The following is a 17,353-nucleotide window of genomic DNA, read 5'->3' as shown; positions in this document are numbered from 1 at the left end:
CAACCGTGCATGATCCGGATGACCTCAACAAGATCAAGCATGTAATTCAGGACACGCGAGAAGGAACGGAAATCTTTCCGCACCTGAACAATTTCAATCCGCATACGCAGATCTGGGATCCAGCCATTGGAGACGTGCTGGCCAACGATGCGAAGCGGGGTGTCCTTGAAAACCAGATCATTCAGTACCCGCCGCCGCCAGCCGCGCCAACGCCGCCCTCGCCCGCCGCGGCGAAGCCCTGGCCGAGGCCGGCGCACGGGTCCGCAAGGCCGCCTACAGCGTCCAGCGCCAGCCCTGGTCGCGCGCCCGCATCCCCAACGGCCCCCAGCGCCTGGCCGCGGTGAAGCAGGCCGCCGGCTACCGTCCGGAAGCGGTGGACCGCGCCAGGCTCTCCGCCGCCGTCGCCGAACCCGGCTGGCGCGGCGGCGTCAGCCCGGTGATCGCCCGCGGCGTCGCCGTCGCCGCCCTGACGATCCTCGACCAGGACACCGCCGCCCGGTCGCTGATGACCGAGCCCCGCAGCGGCGAATGCCTGCACATCGCCAAGCTCAACTTCCACCAGTGCCTGGCCGCCGCCGGGACCCACTACGAGGACATCTACTGCCTGGGCCTCCACGCCATGGCCGACCCCGGCCAGTGCGTGGTGGACGCCACCAAGTCGGCGCGTGGCGTCCGGCGGGCGGGGCTGAACTGACTATTTCCCTGCCCTTTATGGGGAGGGACAGACCGCGAAGCGGTCAGGGTGGGGAACTCAGGGTCAAGCTCCGACTCCGCACTCTGGCCCACACTTCCCCACCCGGCTTGCCTCCGGCAAGCTGTCCCTCCCCATGAAGGGGAGGGAAAACCCTCAAATCAAATCCCGCAGCCAGGCCACCAGCGGCGGGTCGGCCGGAGGCATCGGGTAGGCGTCCATGGCGTTGGGCTTCACCCAGGCCAGCGCCTTGTGCTCCCGCGCGCGCACCATCCCCTCCCACCGCCGGATCAGGAACAGCGGCATCAGCAGGTGGAAGGCCTCGTACTCGTGGCTGGCGAACACGAAGGGCGCCAGGCAACTCCGGGTCACGGTAATCCCCAGCTCCTCGTCCAGCTCGCGGATCAGGCAGGCCTCCGGCGTCTCCCCGGCCTCCACCTTGCCGCCCGGAAATTCCCACAGGCCGGCCAGCGCCTTGCCCTCCGGCCGCTGGCACAGCAGCACCCGCCCATCGGCGTCCACCAGGGCGGCGGCAGCCACCAGGAGCAGGGGTTTGGTCATGAGGGGTTCCTAGCTTCCCCCGCTGGTGTGGGAAAGCGGCGCGAAGCGGCGTGGCGGCGTAGACCCGGTCCTTCCTCTCCCCGGCGAAGCCGAGAGGGAGACGGTAGGGAGAGGGCCGGCTGGGCCTGTCGTATGGTGCGGAGGTGACCCAAGGTCCCGCGGCGGCGGCGCTCGGGGGTCATGGCTGGAGCCACCGCGGATCACGTTCGCACGCGCCGGCCCTCTCCCAGCCTCTCCCTCGCGCTTCGCGTCGGGGGGAGGAGCCGCCGATGGGGAACGCTTCGGCTTCGGCTTCGCCATCGCCCGTGCGGCCAAAAGGCAACCGCCAGCTCAATTCCACCCGCGTGGGTTGACATTAACCCGCGAAACCCCGATGTGCCCCCTGCGCTCTTCGGAGTGCTGTCCGCGTTCCAGCCGCGTGGGACCTCTAGAACGAGGTTCAGCCTGTCGAGCGCAAGGACCCATAGATTCGCCCATCACGCGGGGCGCTTCCCCCAGAGACCCGCGCTCCGCGCCCTCGGACGGATCCGACCGGGCGCGTTCGGCGCATACGCGAAAGACTATCCATTGACTCAGTTCACCGACCTTGGCCTGGCCAAGCCGCTGCTCAAGGCGCTGGCCGACGAAGGCTATGACGTCCCCACCCCGATCCAGGCGCAGGCCATCCCCGGCGTCATGACCGGCAAGGACCTGCTGGGCATCGCCCAGACCGGCACCGGCAAGACCGCCGCCTTCGCCCTGCCGATCCTGCACCGCCTGGCCGAGAACAAGAAACCCGCGCCGCGCCGCAGCGCCCGCGTCCTGGTCCTGGCCCCGACTCGCGAACTCGCCACCCAGATCGGCGAGAGCTTCAAGACCTACGGCAAGCACCTGGGCGTCTCCGTCGCCGTGGTGTTCGGCGGCGTGAAGTACGGCGGCCAGATGCGCGCCCTGGCGCCCGGCGTCGACGTGCTGGTGGCAACCCCCGGCCGCCTGCTGGACCACCTGGGCGAGAAGACCATCACCCTGGAAGGCGTCGAGATCCTGGTGCTCGACGAAGCCGACCAGATGCTGGACATGGGCTTCATCGTCCCGATCCGGAAGATCGTGAAGTTCGTGCCCAAGGTGCGCCAGAACCTGTTCTTCTCGGCCACCTGGCCGACCGAGATCGAGAAGCTGGCCGCCGAGATCCTCAACCCCAACCCGGTGAAGGTCTCGGTCACCCCGCAGGCCACCACCGTCGAGAAGGTCAACCAGCGCGTGCTGTTCGTGGAACAGCAGCGCAAGCGCGCCCTGCTCGGCGAGCTGTTCGATGACGCCGCCTTCAAGCGGGTCATCGTCTTCACCCGCACCAAGCGCGGCGCCGACCGCGTGGCGCGCGGGCTGGAGCAGTCCGGCGTCGATGCCGCCGCCATCCACGGCGACAAGAGCCAGGGCCAGCGGGAACGCGCCCTGGCCGACTTCAAGGCCGGCAAGGTCCGCGTCCTGGTGGCCACCGACATCGCCGCCCGCGGCATCGACATCGACGCGGTCAGCCACGTGGTGCAGTACGACCTGCCCAACGTGCCGGAAGCCTATGTCCACCGGATCGGGCGCACCGCCCGAGCCGGCGCGGACGGCTCGGCCGTGGCCTTCTGCTCGGATGACGAACGCAACCTGCTGAAGGACATCGAGCGGGTCAGCCGCCAGCGGATCCCCTCGTTCGACCGGCGCAACGACCGCCACCTCGGCGCGGCCACCGCGGCCATGCCCGATCCGGGCGGCAAGCCGGAGCGCGCCGACACGCGCGGCACGCGCGGCCAGCCGAAGCGCAATCGCAACCACGGCGCCGGCGGCGGCCGCGCCGAGGGCGCTCCGGCGCGCTCGGCCGACAAGCCGGCCTTCAAGGGCCCCAGCCGCGGTGAGAACCGCGGCCGTGGCGGCGGCGCGGGTCGCAGCGGCGGCAGCCATGGCGGCGGCCGCACGGGGGGCGCGGAACGCTCCTCCGCCCCCACGGGCGTTTGGTCCAACCGCTAGTCCCAGGCTAAACACGACCGGACGGCCCGCGATGCTTCGCGGGCCGTCTTCGTATCGGCCTTCAAGACATCCCGGACGCAATGCCCTCGCCCCTACGCTCTCTCGCGGCCCATGCGCTGGGCCTCGTCCGCCAGGTGTCCTTCGTGCATCGCCCGGTGCACGCGCTGGCCGTGCGGATGATGGCGACCCGCTGGGGCGCGAGCTTCGTCCGCTCGGTGCTCCACGCGCCCACCCTCGAGCCGCTGGGCTATGAGGTCTGGGCCGCGCGCTACGACGTCCTGACCGCCGCCGACCGGTCGGCGATCCGGGCGCACATCGCCGCCATGGCGCATCGCCCGCCGATCTCGGTGGTGATGCCGGTCTACGCCACCTCGCCGAAGCTGCTGAAGGCGGCCATCGAGTCGGTCCGCGCCCAGCTCTATCCGAACTGGGAGCTGTGCATCGCCGACGACGCCTCGCCCGGCGACGCGGTCTGGCGGCTGCTGTCGCGCTACGCCGCGCGCGACTGCCGCATCAAGCTGGTCCGCCGCCCGGTCAACGGCCACATCTGCGCCGCAACCAACTCGGCCCTCGAGCTGGCGCGCGGCGACTTCGTGGCCCTGATGGACCACGACGACCTCTTGCCCCGCCGCGCCCTCTATGAGGTCGCCGCCGTCCTCGACCGCCATCCCGACGCCGACATCGTCTATTCGGACGAGGACAAGATCGATGGTCGCGGCCTGCGCTTCGAGCCCTATTTCAAGACCGACTGGAACTACGACCTGCTGCTGGGCCAGAACATGGTCAGCCACCTGGGGGTCTATCGCCGCAGCCTGGTCGAGGCCGTGGGCGGCCTACGCGTCGGCTTCGAGGGCAGCCAGGACTACGACCTGACCCTGCGCATCGCCGAGCGGACTACGCGCGACCGGATCCACCACATCCCCTGGGTGCTCTACCACTGGCGCCAACAAGCCGGGACCGCGTCGTTCTCCGAGAGCCAGATGGCCCGCTGCGCCGACGCCGCGCGGCGTGCGGTGGAGGAACACCTGGACCGCACCGGCCAGCCCGGCTGCGAGGTCACAAACCTGCCGGGGATGCCCGGCTGGGTGCGCGTGCGACGGCCGATCCCCGCGCCGGCGCCGCTGGTCTCGATCGTCGTGCCGACCCGCGACCGGGCCGAGCTCTTGGGCGCCTGCGCTGACGGCGTCCTGCACCGCACCGACTACGCGCCGCTGGAGCTGCTGATCGTCGACAACGGCAGCGTCGAGCCCGAGACCCACGCCCTGTTCGCCGAGCTCAGGAAAGACCCGCGGGTGCGTATCCTGGCCGCCCCCGGCCCGTTCAACTTTTCGGCGCTCAACAATCGCGCGGCCGCCCAGGCGCGCGGCGAGGTGCTGGTGCTGCTCAACAACGACGTCAGCCTGGAACGGTCCGACTGGCTGACCGAGCTGGTCTCCCACGCCGTGCGGCCGCGCGTCGGCGCGGTGGGGGCCAAGCTCGACTATCCGGACGGCACGGTGCAGCACGCCGGGGTGGCGATCGGGGTCGGCGGGGTCGCCGCCCACTTCGGGCCCGGCGCGGGGGCGGCGGACCGCGGCTACTTCGGCCACCTGGCGATGATCCGCGACGTCTCCGCCGTCACCGCCGCCTGCCTGGCGCTGCGCAAGTCGGTGTTCGACGAGGTGGGCGGGCTCGACGCCGAGGGCTTGGCCGTAGCCTTCAACGACGTCGACCTGTGCCTGAAGATCCGCGCCGCCGGCTACGACATCGTCTGGACGCCGTTCGCGGAGCTGACCCACCACGAGTCCGCCAGCCGCGGCTCCGACCTGGCGCCCGGCGCCCTGGCCCGCTTCAACGCCGAGGTCGCGGCGATGCGCGCCCGCTGGGGCGACGTCCTCGACTCCGACCCCTTCTACGGCCCCAACTTCGACCGCCAGCACACCGACTTCCGCCTGGCCTACCCGCCGGCCCGCAAGCCGCCGTGGAGGGCATAGCCCGCTCATCCCGGCGAAGGCCGGGACCCAGATGGGATGGCTTGGAGGCGGGGTCTATCCGCGCGGCGTTCTTCCCATCAGCCCCCAGACTATGAGATCTGGATCCCGGCCTTCGCAGGGATGAGCGGAATTAGGACCGATAGTCCCCGTTGATCTCGACGTAGCGTTTGGTCAGGTCGCAGGTCCAGATGCTGGCGGCGCCCCGGCCGACGCCGACGTCGACGCTGACCTCCAGGTCCTGGTGCTTCATGTAGGCACTCATCTTGGCCTCGGAGTAGGTCTCCGAGACCAGGCCGTCCTGGGCGGCCCACAGGTCGCCGAACTTCACGCTCATCCGGTCCCGATCCACCGGCTCGTCAGCGCGGCCGACCGCCATGACGATGCGCCCCCAGTTGGCGTCCTCGCCGGCGAAGGCGGTCTTGACCAGCGGGCTCTCGGCCACCGTGCGGGCGATCTTGCGGGCCGAGGCGGCGCTCTGCGCCCCGGTGACCGTGATCTTGATGAACTTGGTGGCCCCCTCGCCGTCGCGCACCAGCTGGTGGGCCAGGTTCAGCAGCACCTGCTCCAGCTTGTCGCGGAAGTCCGCCAGCCGCCGGTCGCCCGCACGGCTGATCTTGGGCGCGCCCGACTGGCCCGTTGCGAACAACAACAGCGTGTCGTTGGTCGAGCGGTCGCCGTCCACTGTCACCGCGTTGAAGGTGTTGCGCGTGTAGAGGTTGCAGAGGTTCTGCAGCGCGCCGGGCGAGATCGCCGCGTCGGTGGCCACGAAGGCCAGCATGGTCGCCATGTCCGGCGCGATCATGCCGGAGCCCTTGCAGATGCCCCCGATCCTGACCGTCACGCCGTCGATCACGGCCTCGGCGTAGGCGCCCTTCGGGAAGGTGTCGGTGGTCATGATCGCCCGGGCCGCGCCGCCCCAGGCGTCGGCAGCCAGCCGCTGCTGCACATCGGCCAGCCGCGCGGTGATCTTGGCGTCGTCCAGCAGCACCCCGATCACCCCGGTCGAGGCCACCATCACGTCGCGCTGGCGGCAGTCGAAGCGCTTGCCCACCGCCGACGCCACCCGGCGCACCGCGTCGGCGCCCGGCCGGCCGGTGAAGGCGTTGGCGCAGCCGGCGTTGACCACCAGGGCCATGACGCCCTCGCCCTTGGTGGCTTCGAGGTGGCGCTTGCACCAGTCGACCGGCGCGGAGCCGACCCCGTGGCGGGTGAACACCCCGGCGCAGCTGGCGCCCTCCGGGAAGCTCATCACCAGCAGGTCGTCGCGCTCCTGCTTGTAGAACCCCGCCCGGCCGGTCGCCATGGTCAGGCCGCGGATCGGCTGCAGGCGCGGGAACGGCACTGCCATCGGCGAGACCGGCATCGCGCCCTTGTCCAGCTTGCCGGCCGGCGGCGCGGGCTTGCGGTCGTCGAAGCTGCGCGAGGCCTTGTCGGCCCGCCGCAGCGCCGCGCGCTTCAGGGCGCTGGTCAGGGGATCGAAGGCGCGCTCCAGCGTCTGGCCGACCACTTCGACCGGCTTCGGCGCCTTGGGGGTCACTCGGGGCGCCGTGGGCTTGCGGGTCATTTCACGGCTCCCTTGAGCTTGGGCTGGGCCGTGGGTGCGGCCGGAGTCTGCGGTGCGACCTTGGGCGCGTCGGCCGGCGGGATCGGCTTGCGCCCGCCGGCCTCGGCCTTGATCAGGGTCTCGACCTTGGCCTTGGCGCGCAGCGTCTCCAGCAGGTCGCGGATGCGGTCGTAGGTGAGGAACCGCACGATCTGCGGCCGCGCGGCATCCAGGCTGACCGGCTGTTCCTCGCGCACGTCCTCGACCTTCACCAGGGCATAGCCGCCGGCCACCGTCACCGGCCCGACCAGCTGGCCGGGCTTGGCGCCGTTCAGCGCCGCCTCATAGCCCCCCGGCATCACGTCGGCGGTGAAATAGCCCAGGTCGCCGCCGTTGAACCGGGTGGCCGCGTCGCGCGACTTCTCCATCGCCAGGGCCTCGAACGACCCGCCGGCCATGACCAGCTTGCGCACCGCCTCCACCTCGGCCGGTGTGGCCAGCACGATCTGGCGGGCATGGATCTCCACCCCCCGCCGGGCCAGCTTCTGCTGCTCGTCGTAGAGGCCCTTGATGTTGTTCTCTGTGACCGCGTCTGCCACCGTGGAGTCCACCAGCAGGTCGCCCAGCACCCGGTCGTGGGCGCTTTCCAGCTTGCGCTGGGCCACGGCGTCCTTGTCCAGCTTGCGGCGCACGGCCTCGGCGGCCAGCAGCCTCTGGTCGACCACCTCGTCCATCATCTGGCGGAAGGTGTCGGACGACATGTCCAGCGGCTCCCCCTGGCCGATCAGGCCCTGGGCGATAGCCTCGCGCTTGACGTCGGAGGCCCAGATGGTCTTGCCGTCGACCCTGGCCACCGCCTGGTCGCCGTGCTCGGGCGCCGTGTCGCCGCCGGGCCCGCGCGCGCAGGCGCTCACCGCCAGAGCCAGGCCCACGGCGAAAAGGGCGGAGCGATAGGCAGGGCCGGCCGCCATGGACGAGGGTCCTCCAGGGCGCGAGACCGCCCGAGTGAGCCGCCCGTCCCTAGCCATTTCCATTCGGGGATGCAAAGGTTGCCGCCGACCTTGTTCAGGCCCAACGAGGCCTCAAGACGCATGTTTCGGGAGGATCATTTCCAATGCGCGAAGCCGTTGTCGTTTCCTACGCCCGCACCGGTCTGGCCAAGTCCGGCCGTGGCGGTTTCAACATGACGCCCACCGTCTCGATGGCGGCCCACGCGGTGAAGCACGCCGTCCAGCGCTCCGGCCTCGACCCGGCCGACATCGAGGACATCTATATGGGCAACTGCGCCCACGGCTCCGGCAACGTCGGGCGCCAGGCCGGGCTGCTCGCCGGCCTGCCGATCACCACCTCCGGGGTCACGGTCAACCGCTTCTGCTCGTCCGGCCTGCAGACCATCGCCATGGCGGCCAACTATGTGCGCAACGACGGGGCCAACGCCGTGCTGGCCGGCGGTGTCGAGTCGATCTCGATCCCCAACCCCGGCGCGGGCGCCCACAACATGGACCCCCGGCTGGCGGAACTGTATCCGGCGATCTTCATGCCGATGATCGACACCGCCGACATCGTCGCCGAACGATACCAGGTCAGCCGCGAGGCCCAGGACGAATACTCCCTGGAAAGCCAGCGCCGCATGGCTGCCGCGCAACAGGCCGGCAAGTTCCGGGACGAGATCGTCCCGATGACCACCAAGATGAAGGTGGTCGACAAGGCGACCAAGGAAGAATCGATCGTCGACTACGTGGTCGACCGCGACGAGTGCAACCGGCCCGACACCTCCGCCGAAGGCCTGGCCAAGCTCGAGCCCGTGCGCGGGGCCGGCAAGTACATCACCGCCGGCAACGCCTCCCAGCTCTCCGACGGCTCGGCCGCCGTGGTGATCATGGAGGCCAAGGAAGCCGAGCGCCGCGGCCTCAGCCCCATGGGCGCGTTCAAGGGCTGGGCCGTCGCCGGCTGCGAGCCCGACGAGATGGGCATCGGCCCGGTGTTCGCCATCCCGAGGCTGCTGGAACGCCACGGCCTGAAGGTCGACGACATCGACCTGTGGGAACTGAACGAGGCCTTCGCCTCCCAGTGCCTCTACAGCCGCGACAAGCTGGGCATCGACCCGGAGAAGTACAACGTCAATGGCGGCTCGATCGCCATCGGCCACCCGTTCGGGATGACCGGCGCGCGGCTCTCCGGCCATATCCTCCAGGAAGGCAAGCGCCGCGGCGCCAAGAACGTCGTGGTCTCCATGTGCATCGGCGGCGGCATGGGCGCCGCCGGCCTGTTCGAAGTGTTCTGATCTTTTCCCTCCGCTTGATGGGGAGGGACAGACGGCGAAGCCGTCAGGGTGGGGAAGTCACGGCCGGGCTCGGCGCTTGGACCTTACTTCCCCACCCCGCTCGCCTTTGGCGAGTCGACCCTCCCGATGAAGGGGAGGGAAATTCGGTTCACGCCTTCACCGCCTCGTACGTCCAGACCCGGTCCCCTCCCCGTGGCCCGCGCGAGCGGTCGTAACCCCCGGTGACGTTGACCTCGCCAAACCCGGCCTCCGCCAGCGCCATGCGGACCTCGTCCAGGCCCCAGTAGCGCTGGGCCATGACGTCGATCTGCGTCTCCACCAGCCGGCCGTTCCGCCAGCGCTCGTAGCGATAGGTTGTTTCCGCCCGTTGGCGGAGCCAGTCGGTGGCGGTGCGAATCCCTTCGCAGGTCAGCAGGTCGCCATTGTCAGCGGTCCAGCGGCGGCGATCCTGGCGCTCCGAGGCGAGGAAATTCAGGCCCTGGACATCCAGCACCACAATGCCGCCCGGCTCCAGCACGTCGTGGAAGCGGCGCAGCGTCGCCAGGGCGACCGCGAAGTCGTCGATCAGGGTGAATGACCCCGCGGGGATCAGGATCGCCCCGAACCGCCGGTCGTACCTGAAATCCGCGAAGGCTTGGCGGCTGAGGTCTGGCGCGAACCCGGCCTCGGCGCACCGGGCCTGGCAGCGATCCAGCATCTCCGCGCTGGGGTCAAAGCCGGTAACATCCAGCCCGGCCTTGAGGAAGGGCACTAGCGTCCGCCCCGACCCGCAGGCCGGCTCCAGGATCGGCCGGTCGAAGCCGGCGAACCGCTCGAGGTGGAACGCGGTGTCGGGCAGGGCGTGGTAGGGTTTGTCGAGGTCGTAGATCTCGGCCGCTATGGCGCCATAACGGTTGGTGGCGAGCTTGGAGGGCATGAAGGCCTCTCGATATGGGACAGGGAGGAGCGTTAAGAAGGGGGACCGCGCCCGGGCCTCGCCCTGGCGCGTCGCAATGGCCGGCGGTGTCCGCGGCGCTTATGTGCGATCAAGCCTTCATCGTGGTCGCGGATTTGCATGGGCGGCCTTGCGGGTCAAGCTGCGCCGGGCCGCCGCGTTGACTTGCGCGGGGTCTGTACTTAAGTCTCCCGCGCCCCAAAAAGCGCTTTTCCCCGGGCGGGCGAAGGGCCCCATCGCCGCCTAACGGATACCCCACTTGAGCATAATCCAACGGTTCTTCGGCTCTTCCAATGACCGCAAGGTCAAGGGCATGGCCGCGCGCGCGCTGAAGATCAATGCGCTGGAGCCCGCCATGCAGGCGCTCTCCGACGAGCAGCTGCGCGCCAGGACGGTCGAGTTCCGCGAGCGGCTGGCCAAGGGCGCGACCCTGGACGACATCCTGGACGAGGCCTTCGCCGTGGTCCGCGAGGCGTCGATCCGCGTGCTGGGCCAGCGCCACTACGACGTCCAGCTGGTCGGCGGGATGATTCTGCACAAGGGCGGCATCGCCGAGATGCGGACCGGCGAAGGCAAGACCCTGGTCGCCACCGCGCCGGTCTACCTCAACGCGCTGGCCGGCAAGGGCGTCCACGTCATCACCGTCAACGACTACCTGGCCCAGCGCGACAGCGAGTGGATGGGGCAGGTCTACCGCTTCCTGGGCATGCGGGTCGGCGTGATCGTCCACGGGCTGAGCCAGAACCAGCGCCAGGAGGCCTACGGCTCGGACATCACCTACGGCACCAACAACGAGTTCGGCTTCGACTACCTTCGCGACAACCTGGTCTATGACGTCAGCGAGATGGTTCAGCGCGGCCACAACTTCGCGATCGTCGACGAGGTCGACTCGATCCTGATCGACGAAGCCCGCACCCCGCTGATCATCTCCGGCCCCACCGAGGACCGCTCCGACGTCTACCGGACCACCGACCTGGTGGTGAATGAACTGATCCTCGACAAGACCACCTACGACTTCGACGAGAAGCAGCGCCAGGTGATCCTGACCGAGGAGGGCTCGGAAAAGGTCGAGGAGATGCTGCAGGCCGCCGGCCACCTCGAGCCGGACAGCGCCGGCCTCTACGATCCCGCCAACATCTCCGCCGTCCATCACGTGAACCAGGCGCTGCGCGCCAACGTCCTCTACGTGCGCGACAAGGACTATATCGTCCGCGCCGGCGAGGTGATCCTGATCGACGAGTTCACCGGCCGCATGATGCATGGCCGCCGCCTCTCGGAAGGCCTGCACCAGGCCATCGAGGCTAAGGAAGGCGCTGTCGTCCAGCCCGAGAACCAGACCCTGGCCTCGGTGACCATCCAGAACTACTTCCGCCTCTACGCCAAGCTCTCGGGGATGACCGGCACCGCCGCGACCGAGGCCCAGGAATTCCTCGACATCTACAAGATGGACGTCGCCGAGATCCCGACCAACCGCCCGGTCGTGCGGATCGACGACGACGACGAGGTCTACCGCACCGCCGCCGAGAAGAACCAGGCGGTCATCCTGCTGATCGAGGACTGCTTCCGCCGCAAGCAGCCGATCCTGGTGGGCACGGTGTCGATCGAGCGGTCGGAACAGCTCTCGGAGTTGCTGAAGGCGCACAATTTCGAGGTCGACGGCCAGACCATCCGCGGCATCCCGCACAACGTGCTGAACGCCCGCTATCACGAGCAGGAAGCCGCCATCGTCGCCGACGCCGGCGTGCCGGGCGCGGTGACCATCGCCACCAACATGGCCGGCCGCGGCACCGACATCCAACTGGGCGGCAACGTCGACATGGCCCTGGCCAAGTGGCGCGAGGAACAGGTCGCGGCGGGCGTCGAGATCGCCCCGGCCGTGGCCCTGGCCAAGAAGGCGGAGATCGAGGCCGACATCGCCGGGCTGAAGAAGCAGGCCCTCGAAGCCGGCGGCCTGTTCGTGCTGGGGACCGAGCGCCACGAGAGCCGGCGGATCGACAACCAGCTGCGCGGCCGCACCGGCCGCCAGGGCGACCCGGGCCACTCCAAGTTCTTCCTCTCCTGCGAGGACGACCTGCTGCGCATCTTCGCCGGCGAGCGGCTGGACTCGATCATGCGCACCTTCGGCGTCCAGGAAGGCGAGGCGATCACCCACAAGTGGCTGAACAGCGCCATCGCCACCGCCCAGAAGCGCGTCGAGCAGCGCAACTACGAGATCCGCAAGAACCTGCTGAAGTACGACGACGTCATCAACGACCAGCGCAAGGCGGTGTTCGAGCAACGCCAGGAATTCATGGAGGCCACCGACCTCCAGGAGATCATCGGCGAGTTCCGCTCCGACACCATCAACGACTTCGTCGCCCGCCACCTGCCGCCCAAGGCCTATGCCGAGCAGTGGGACGTGGAGGGGTTGGACGCCCACCTGAAGCAGTTCCTGGGCCTCGACCTGCCGGTCGCCACCTGGGCCGGTGAGGAGGGCATCGCCAACGAGGAGATCGAGAGCCGGATCATGGCCGCGGCCCTGGCCCGCGCCGCCCAGCGCGACGAGCTGGTCGGCGAGCACATGCGCCAGATCGAGAAGAGCTTCCTCTTGCAGACCATCGACCTGCAGTGGCGCGAGCACCTGATGCATATCGACCACCTGCGCACGGTGATCGGCCTGCGCGGCTACGGCCAGCGCGACCCGCTGAACGAGTTCAAGACCGAGGCCTTCACCCTCTTCGAGAAGCTGCTGATCGACCTGCGCCAGAACGTCACCCGCTGGCTGATGACGGTGGAGTTCTCGTTCGAGGAGCCGCCGCCCCCGCCGTCCGGCCAGACCTTCGAGGTCCACCTGGACCCGATGACCGGCGAGAACGAGCTGGAACGCGGCTTCGTCCCCGACGGCGTCTCGGCCGAACAGCGCCAGGCCCTGCCGGTCTCGGCCCTGCCCGGCGGCTGGGAAGACACCGGCCGCAACCAGCCCTGCCCCTGCGGCTCCGGCAAGAAGTTCAAGCACTGCCACGGCGCCCTGGTCTGAGCCTTTCCCCTTCCTGGGCCTTCATGGGGAGGGAAACGGGGCTTAGCGATACACCTCGTTCGGCCAGCGCCGGTGGACCCAGAACCACTCCGCCGGGCGGGCGCGGACGCGGTCCTCGATGAAGCCGTTGATGCGGCGGACGCCGGTCTCGATATCGGCGGCGCGGTCGCCGGTGCTTTCCAGCTCGATCGGCTCGTGGACGATGATCCTGAAGCGTGCGGCGTCGCCGATCCGCTGCACGCTCATCGGCACGATCGGGATCCCGAAGCGCAGGGCGAAGGTGGCTGGGCCGGGCGCAGTGTAGGCCATGAGGCCGAAAAGTGGCGCCGCGATGCCACCATTGAATTTCTGGTCGTTCATCAGCGCCACGGATTCGCCCCGCTCCAGGCCCCTGATCAATTCGCGGGCGCCTTCCAGCCCCTTCGGGGCGAAGAGGCGTACCCCGTATCGGAACCGGTTCTTGCGGACCCGCGCGTCCACATAGGGGTTGTTCATCGCGCGGTAGGTGATCTGGCAGGGGACCCCAGCTCGGACAATGGCGGCGGCCATCAGCTCAAAGGTCGAGAAATGCCCCGAAATGAACACCACCGGCCCCGCGCCCGCCGCGATTGCGGCCAGCGAGGCTTCCCCGTCGATCTCCAGCCGCCCTGTGTCGGCTACGATACGGTCGAGAATGATGATCTCGGATAACGATCGCCCCAGTTCAGTCCATTGCGCCTGGAGGAGTCGCTTGATTTCGGCGTCGCCCGCGTCTGGGAACGCGATACGCAGGTTGCGCTCCGCCACCCGGTGCGCGCCCGTCAGCGGACCGATTCTTCGAAAAACCCAGGCGCCGCAATCCGATACAGAATCCACGGAAAACAAGCGCGCTAGCCAACAAACTGCGTCGAACAGCGCCGCTTCGAGCATCCAAATTAGAACCGACACGTATGAGTGATAAGGTGCGGCCATAAGCCTTCCTACGGGAGGTGGCCCACCCAGGGCAATGGAGGCGGCTGGCGTGCGACTTGCGATGTCTCAATCACGGAGTCCCGAACCGGGACGAAGGGAAATCATGGTCGGGGATTCCATGGACGAGATTGACATCCATCTTGGCCGGCGTCTGCGGCGGCGGCGGCGGCTGCTGGGACTGACCCAGCAGGAACTCGCGCATGCCTGCGGTGTGCGTTTCCAGCAGATCCAGAAGTACGAGTGCGCGGCCAACCGCATGTCGGCGGCCCGCCTGTGGCAACTCGCCGAGGTGCTGGAAGTTCCAGTGAGCTATTTCTACGAGGGCCTGACGCGCGACCAGCGCGAGAGCCTCGAGCGCGAGACCTCCGCCTCGTCGACCGAGACCCTGGCCAGCAAGGAAACCCAGGATCTGATTCACGCCTACTACCAGCTCGGTGAACGGCCCCGCCGGCGCTTGCTGGACCTGGCCAAGGCGATGAACGGCGAGATCGAGGCTTAGGGCTGAAAATCTTTGCCGAGGGCGCGGCGAACGGCAAAACCGGCTTCCACTTTTGCCTGCCGCCCCCGCCCGAGGCGCGCTAAACGAGGGCATGACCGCCCTCGACATCGCCCGCCTTGAGGAGTTCGACGCCTTCCTGGTCGAGCTCAATCGCGCCGCCGCCTCGGCCATCCTGCCCCTGTTCCGTGGCGATCACGGACTTTCCAACAAGTTCGAGGTGGGGTTCGACCCCGTCACCGAAGCGGACAAGGGCGCCGAGCGCGCCATCCGGGCGCTGATTTCCGAGCGTTACCCCGACCATGGGGTGATCGGCGAGGAATATGGTGAGGACCGCCCGGACGCCGACTGGGTCTGGGTGCTGGATCCCGTGGACGGGACGCGGGCGTTCATCGCCGGCCTGCCGCTGTGGACCACCCTGATCGGGCTGCGCCGCCAGGGCCGGCCGGTGCTGGGCTCGATCGGCCAGTCGTTCCTGGGCGAGCTCTATATCGGCCATGCCGGCGGCTCGCGGCTGATGAGCCGGGGAACCTCGCGACCGCTGCAGGTGCGCGCCTGCCCCAAACTGACCGACGCGCTCATCGCCACCACCGACCCCGAGTACTGCTTCAGCGGCGCCGAGCTCGGCGCGTGGCGTCAGGTGCGGGCGGCCGCGCGGCTGGCCCGCCTGGGCTGCGACGCCTACGCCTACGCCATGGTGGCGGCCGGGACCATGGACCTGGTGGTCGAGGCCGGACTGAAGAGCTGGGACATCGAGGCGGCGATCCCGGTGATCGCCGGCGCCGGCGGGCTCACCACCGACTGGCGGGGCGACCCGGTGGGCCAGCACGGCGGCCAGGTGGTCATCGCCGGCGACCGCGCCTGCCTCGAAGCGGCGCTGGTCGCCCTGAAACGGGCGGCGGCCTGACTTTTCCCTCCCCTTCATGGGGAGGGATCGACTGCGAAGCAGTCCGGGTGGGGAGGGCTGGTCCAAGCCCCGAGCCCGGCCGTGCGTTCCCCACCCTGCTTGCCTCAGGCAAGCTGTCCCTCCCCATGAAGGGGAGGGAAAAACCTACCTCTTTGACGCCGCTTTGTTGGCGGCGGGTTTCGCCACCGCGGCCTTGGCGGGCTTGGCGACCGGATTGGACGCGGCCTTCGCCGGAGCCGGTTTCGCAGCCGCGGCCTTTGGGGCCGGCTGCACGGCGGTAGGCTTGGCCGCCGGTTTCGCCGCGGCGGCCTTCACCGGCGCGGCCTTTGGAGCCACCTTGGGCGCAGCCGCCTTCGCCGGGGCGGGGGCTTTTACGGCCGGCTTGGGCCCGGGTTTCGCGGCGGCAGCCTTCGGTGCGGGTTTCGCCGCCTTGGTCGGAGCAGCCTTCGCCGCCGCCGGCTTGGCCGCGGGCGCCGGCTTGGCGGCGGGTTTGGGCGCAGCGGCGGCTTTTGGGGCGGCTGCTTTCGGGGCGGCGGCCTTCGGGGCGGCGGCCTTCTTGGTCGCCGGCTTCCTCACGGCCGGAGCCTTCACAGCGATCGGCTTGGCGGCGGGGGCCGGCGCCGCAGCGGGAGCGGGCGCCGGCGCTGCAGCGACGGGAGCCGGCGCATGCGTTGGCGCGGCCGCGGGCGCCGGCGCAGCCTTCGGAGCGTCGGCGGGCTTCGGCGCGGTCTTGCCGGTCAGCGTGTCGAACACTCGCAGGAAGATGTTACGCATATCGTCCGTCTCCATCAGGATCTCGTGAAAGGCGCCGGGCACGGTGATCAGGCGGCCTTGGGGGAGGTTGCGCGCCGCCGCGGACTGGGCGGCGTTGTCAACGAGGTGATCCTCTCCGGCGGAGACGATCTCCACCGGAACGGTGACGGCGCGCAGGCGCTCGGGTTTGGCCAGGAAAGCGGTGGCCTTCAGGGCGAAATCGAGCCAGCCCCAGGTCGGGCCGCCCAGCGCCAGGTCCGGATTGGCGCGGACCTGGGCCCGGTGGCGGGCGAACCGTGGCTCGTCGTGGGTGAGGACAGACCCCTCGAAGGTATCGTCGAACGGCTTGCCCGGCTGGCCCAGCATGTAGCGCCCGGCCCGGCCGAAGAACAGGCTGAGGCCTGTCAGGGCCGCGGCCGAGGCGGCGGAGAACTTGCCGAACTGCACGCCCAGCATGGGGGCCGACAGGGCCGCCCCGGCGAACCGCTTCTCGCCGTTGGCCATGGCCAGCAGGGTCAGGCAGCCGCCCATCGAGTGGCCGACCGCGATCCAGGGCCGCGGCAGGCGTCCCTCATAGGTGTTGAGCAGCCAGCGGTAGTCCTCGAGGAAGGTCTTGTAGCCCTTGGCGTGGCCCCTGAGCCGGTCGGGCAACTCGCGGATCGACAGGCCTTGGCCGCGCCAGTCGTGGGCCAGCACCACGAAGCCGCGGTCCATCAGGTCGCGGATGGTCTCGAAATATTTCTCGATCGGCTCGGTCCGCCCCCCGGACAGCACCACAGAGCCGCGCGGGCGTCCCGGCGGCGTGAACAGGGCCGCGCGCAGCTTGGCGCCGCCGGCGCCCAGGAACCAATCCGGCTCCGCGCCGGGCGGGACCGGGTCTTCGGGCGTGTCGACGAGAGGCGCGGGTTCGAACATGACGGCTCAGACGGCCTTCTCGAACAGCGCCTGGATCTCCGGGGTCAGCGTCATGGCCAGGCTCATGTCGCTGAGCTTCATCCGGCCGGTCATCACCGCGCTCATCGGATTGAGCTCGCCCTTGCCCAGTCGCACCAGGTCGGCGCGGCTGACCCGCACCGTCAGGTCGGCCGGCCGGTCGTCGTTGGTGACCGCCGCGCCATCCAGGTGGATGAAGCCCTCGCCCTTCAGATCGAGCTTGACCGTGCGGGAGAGGCCGTCGCCGGACGCCGCCGCGCGGCGGATCCGATCCGTCAGTTCCTCTACCGTGGCCATGCCCCAGTCGTGCTCCTGA

At 69.5% G+C, this 17,353-nt stretch carries 14 protein-coding genes and 1 pseudogene; 8 read left to right on the top strand and 7 right to left on the bottom strand.

Annotation, left to right across the window (positions count from 1 at the left end):
* Together Q0R13_RS04325 and Q0R13_RS04320 are read left to right on the top strand one after the other, a co-directional pair.
* Positions 1-344, top strand: a pseudogene (locus Q0R13_RS04325) (hypothetical protein); the annotation flags it as partial.
* Entirely contained in the window at positions 341-694 is a 354-nt protein-coding gene (locus Q0R13_RS04320; RefSeq protein WP_293900018.1) for a hypothetical protein, read from the top strand. The pseudogene Q0R13_RS04325 and the gene Q0R13_RS04320, both read left to right, overlap by 4 nt.
* A gap of 153 nt (positions 695-847) precedes the next feature.
* On the opposite strand, the gene Q0R13_RS04315 is transcribed toward Q0R13_RS04320, so the two are convergent.
* A complete protein-coding gene (locus tag Q0R13_RS04315) occupies positions 848-1,252 on the bottom strand; it encodes a (deoxy)nucleoside triphosphate pyrophosphohydrolase (RefSeq protein ID WP_293900015.1) in 405 nt (134 codons plus the stop codon).
* A gap of 567 nt (positions 1,253-1,819) precedes the next feature.
* Between Q0R13_RS04315 and Q0R13_RS04310 the strand changes: the two genes are divergently transcribed.
* Together Q0R13_RS04310 and Q0R13_RS04305 are read left to right on the top strand one after the other, a co-directional pair.
* Positions 1,820-3,247: a DEAD/DEAH box helicase gene (locus tag Q0R13_RS04310; RefSeq protein WP_293900013.1), complete on the top strand. Its 1,428-nt coding sequence runs from the start codon at positions 1,820-1,822 to the stop codon at positions 3,245-3,247.
* An 80-nt stretch (positions 3,248-3,327) separates the two neighbouring features.
* The gene (locus tag Q0R13_RS04305; RefSeq protein WP_293900010.1) at positions 3,328-5,220 is read left to right on the top strand and encodes a glycosyltransferase family 2 protein; all 1,893 of its coding nucleotides are present in this window, start codon (positions 3,328-3,330) and stop codon (positions 5,218-5,220) included.
* A 130-nt stretch (positions 5,221-5,350) separates the two neighbouring features.
* Here the strand turns inward: Q0R13_RS04305 and argJ are convergent, their stop codons facing one another.
* Together argJ and Q0R13_RS04295 are read right to left on the bottom strand one after the other, a co-directional pair.
* A complete protein-coding gene (gene argJ / locus Q0R13_RS04300; protein WP_293900007.1) occupies positions 5,351-6,784 on the bottom strand; it encodes a bifunctional glutamate N-acetyltransferase/amino-acid acetyltransferase ArgJ in 1,434 nt (477 codons plus the stop codon).
* Positions 6,781-7,734 carry a peptidylprolyl isomerase gene (locus Q0R13_RS04295; protein ID WP_293900004.1) on the bottom strand — a complete coding sequence of 318 codons (954 nt, stop codon included), beginning with the start codon at positions 7,732-7,734 and terminating at the stop codon, positions 6,781-6,783. Before Q0R13_RS04295 ends, argJ begins: the two co-directional genes overlap by 4 nt.
* Positions 7,735-7,877: 143 nt before the next feature.
* On the opposite strand from Q0R13_RS04295, the gene Q0R13_RS04290 reads away from it, so the two are divergent.
* Positions 7,878-9,047, top strand: a complete 1,170-nt coding sequence (locus tag Q0R13_RS04290) for an acetyl-CoA C-acyltransferase (RefSeq protein ID WP_293900001.1) — start codon at positions 7,878-7,880, stop codon at positions 9,045-9,047.
* 148 nt (positions 9,048-9,195) lie between these two features.
* On the opposite strand, the gene Q0R13_RS04285 is transcribed toward Q0R13_RS04290, so the two are convergent.
* Positions 9,196-9,963: a class I SAM-dependent methyltransferase gene (locus Q0R13_RS04285; RefSeq protein WP_293899998.1), complete on the bottom strand. Its 768-nt coding sequence runs from the start codon at positions 9,961-9,963 to the stop codon at positions 9,196-9,198.
* Positions 9,964-10,240: 277 nt separating this feature from the next.
* Between Q0R13_RS04285 and secA the strand changes: the two genes are divergently transcribed.
* Positions 10,241-12,997 carry a preprotein translocase subunit SecA gene (gene secA / locus Q0R13_RS04280; protein ID WP_293899995.1) on the top strand — a complete coding sequence of 919 codons (2,757 nt, stop codon included), beginning with the start codon at positions 10,241-10,243 and terminating at the stop codon, positions 12,995-12,997.
* A 42-nt stretch (positions 12,998-13,039) separates the two neighbouring features.
* Here secA and Q0R13_RS04275 read toward each other — a convergent pair whose 3' ends face one another.
* Entirely contained in the window at positions 13,040-13,906 is an 867-nt protein-coding gene (locus Q0R13_RS04275) for a lysophospholipid acyltransferase family protein (protein ID WP_293899992.1), read from the bottom strand.
* A 160-nt stretch (positions 13,907-14,066) separates the two neighbouring features.
* On the opposite strand from Q0R13_RS04275, the gene Q0R13_RS04270 reads away from it, so the two are divergent.
* Both Q0R13_RS04270 and hisN read left to right on the top strand, forming a co-directional pair.
* The gene (locus Q0R13_RS04270) at positions 14,067-14,447 is read left to right on the top strand and encodes a helix-turn-helix domain-containing protein (protein WP_293899989.1); all 381 of its coding nucleotides are present in this window, start codon (positions 14,067-14,069) and stop codon (positions 14,445-14,447) included.
* 91 nt (positions 14,448-14,538) lie between these two features.
* A complete protein-coding gene (gene hisN, locus Q0R13_RS04265) occupies positions 14,539-15,351 on the top strand; it encodes a histidinol-phosphatase (protein ID WP_293899987.1) in 813 nt (270 codons plus the stop codon).
* 144 nt (positions 15,352-15,495) lie between these two features.
* Here the strand turns inward: hisN and Q0R13_RS04260 are convergent, their stop codons facing one another.
* Together Q0R13_RS04260 and Q0R13_RS04255 are read right to left on the bottom strand one after the other, a co-directional pair.
* Positions 15,496-17,019 carry an alpha/beta hydrolase gene (locus Q0R13_RS04260; protein ID WP_293899984.1) on the bottom strand — a complete coding sequence of 508 codons (1,524 nt, stop codon included), beginning with the start codon at positions 17,017-17,019 and terminating at the stop codon, positions 15,496-15,498.
* A gap of 6 nt (positions 17,020-17,025) precedes the next feature.
* On the bottom strand, positions 17,026-17,334 hold the full coding sequence (locus tag Q0R13_RS04255) for an SCP2 sterol-binding domain-containing protein (RefSeq protein WP_293899981.1): 309 nt from the start codon (positions 17,332-17,334) through the stop codon (positions 17,026-17,028).
* Positions 17,335-17,353: the final 19 nt, after the last annotated feature.

This window comes from Phenylobacterium sp., assembly GCF_025351295.1.
GTDB lineage: Bacteria > Pseudomonadota > Alphaproteobacteria > Caulobacterales > Caulobacteraceae > Phenylobacterium.
The sequence above is the reverse complement of the archived record's forward strand: the minus strand, read 5'-3'. Positions and strand labels throughout refer to the sequence as shown.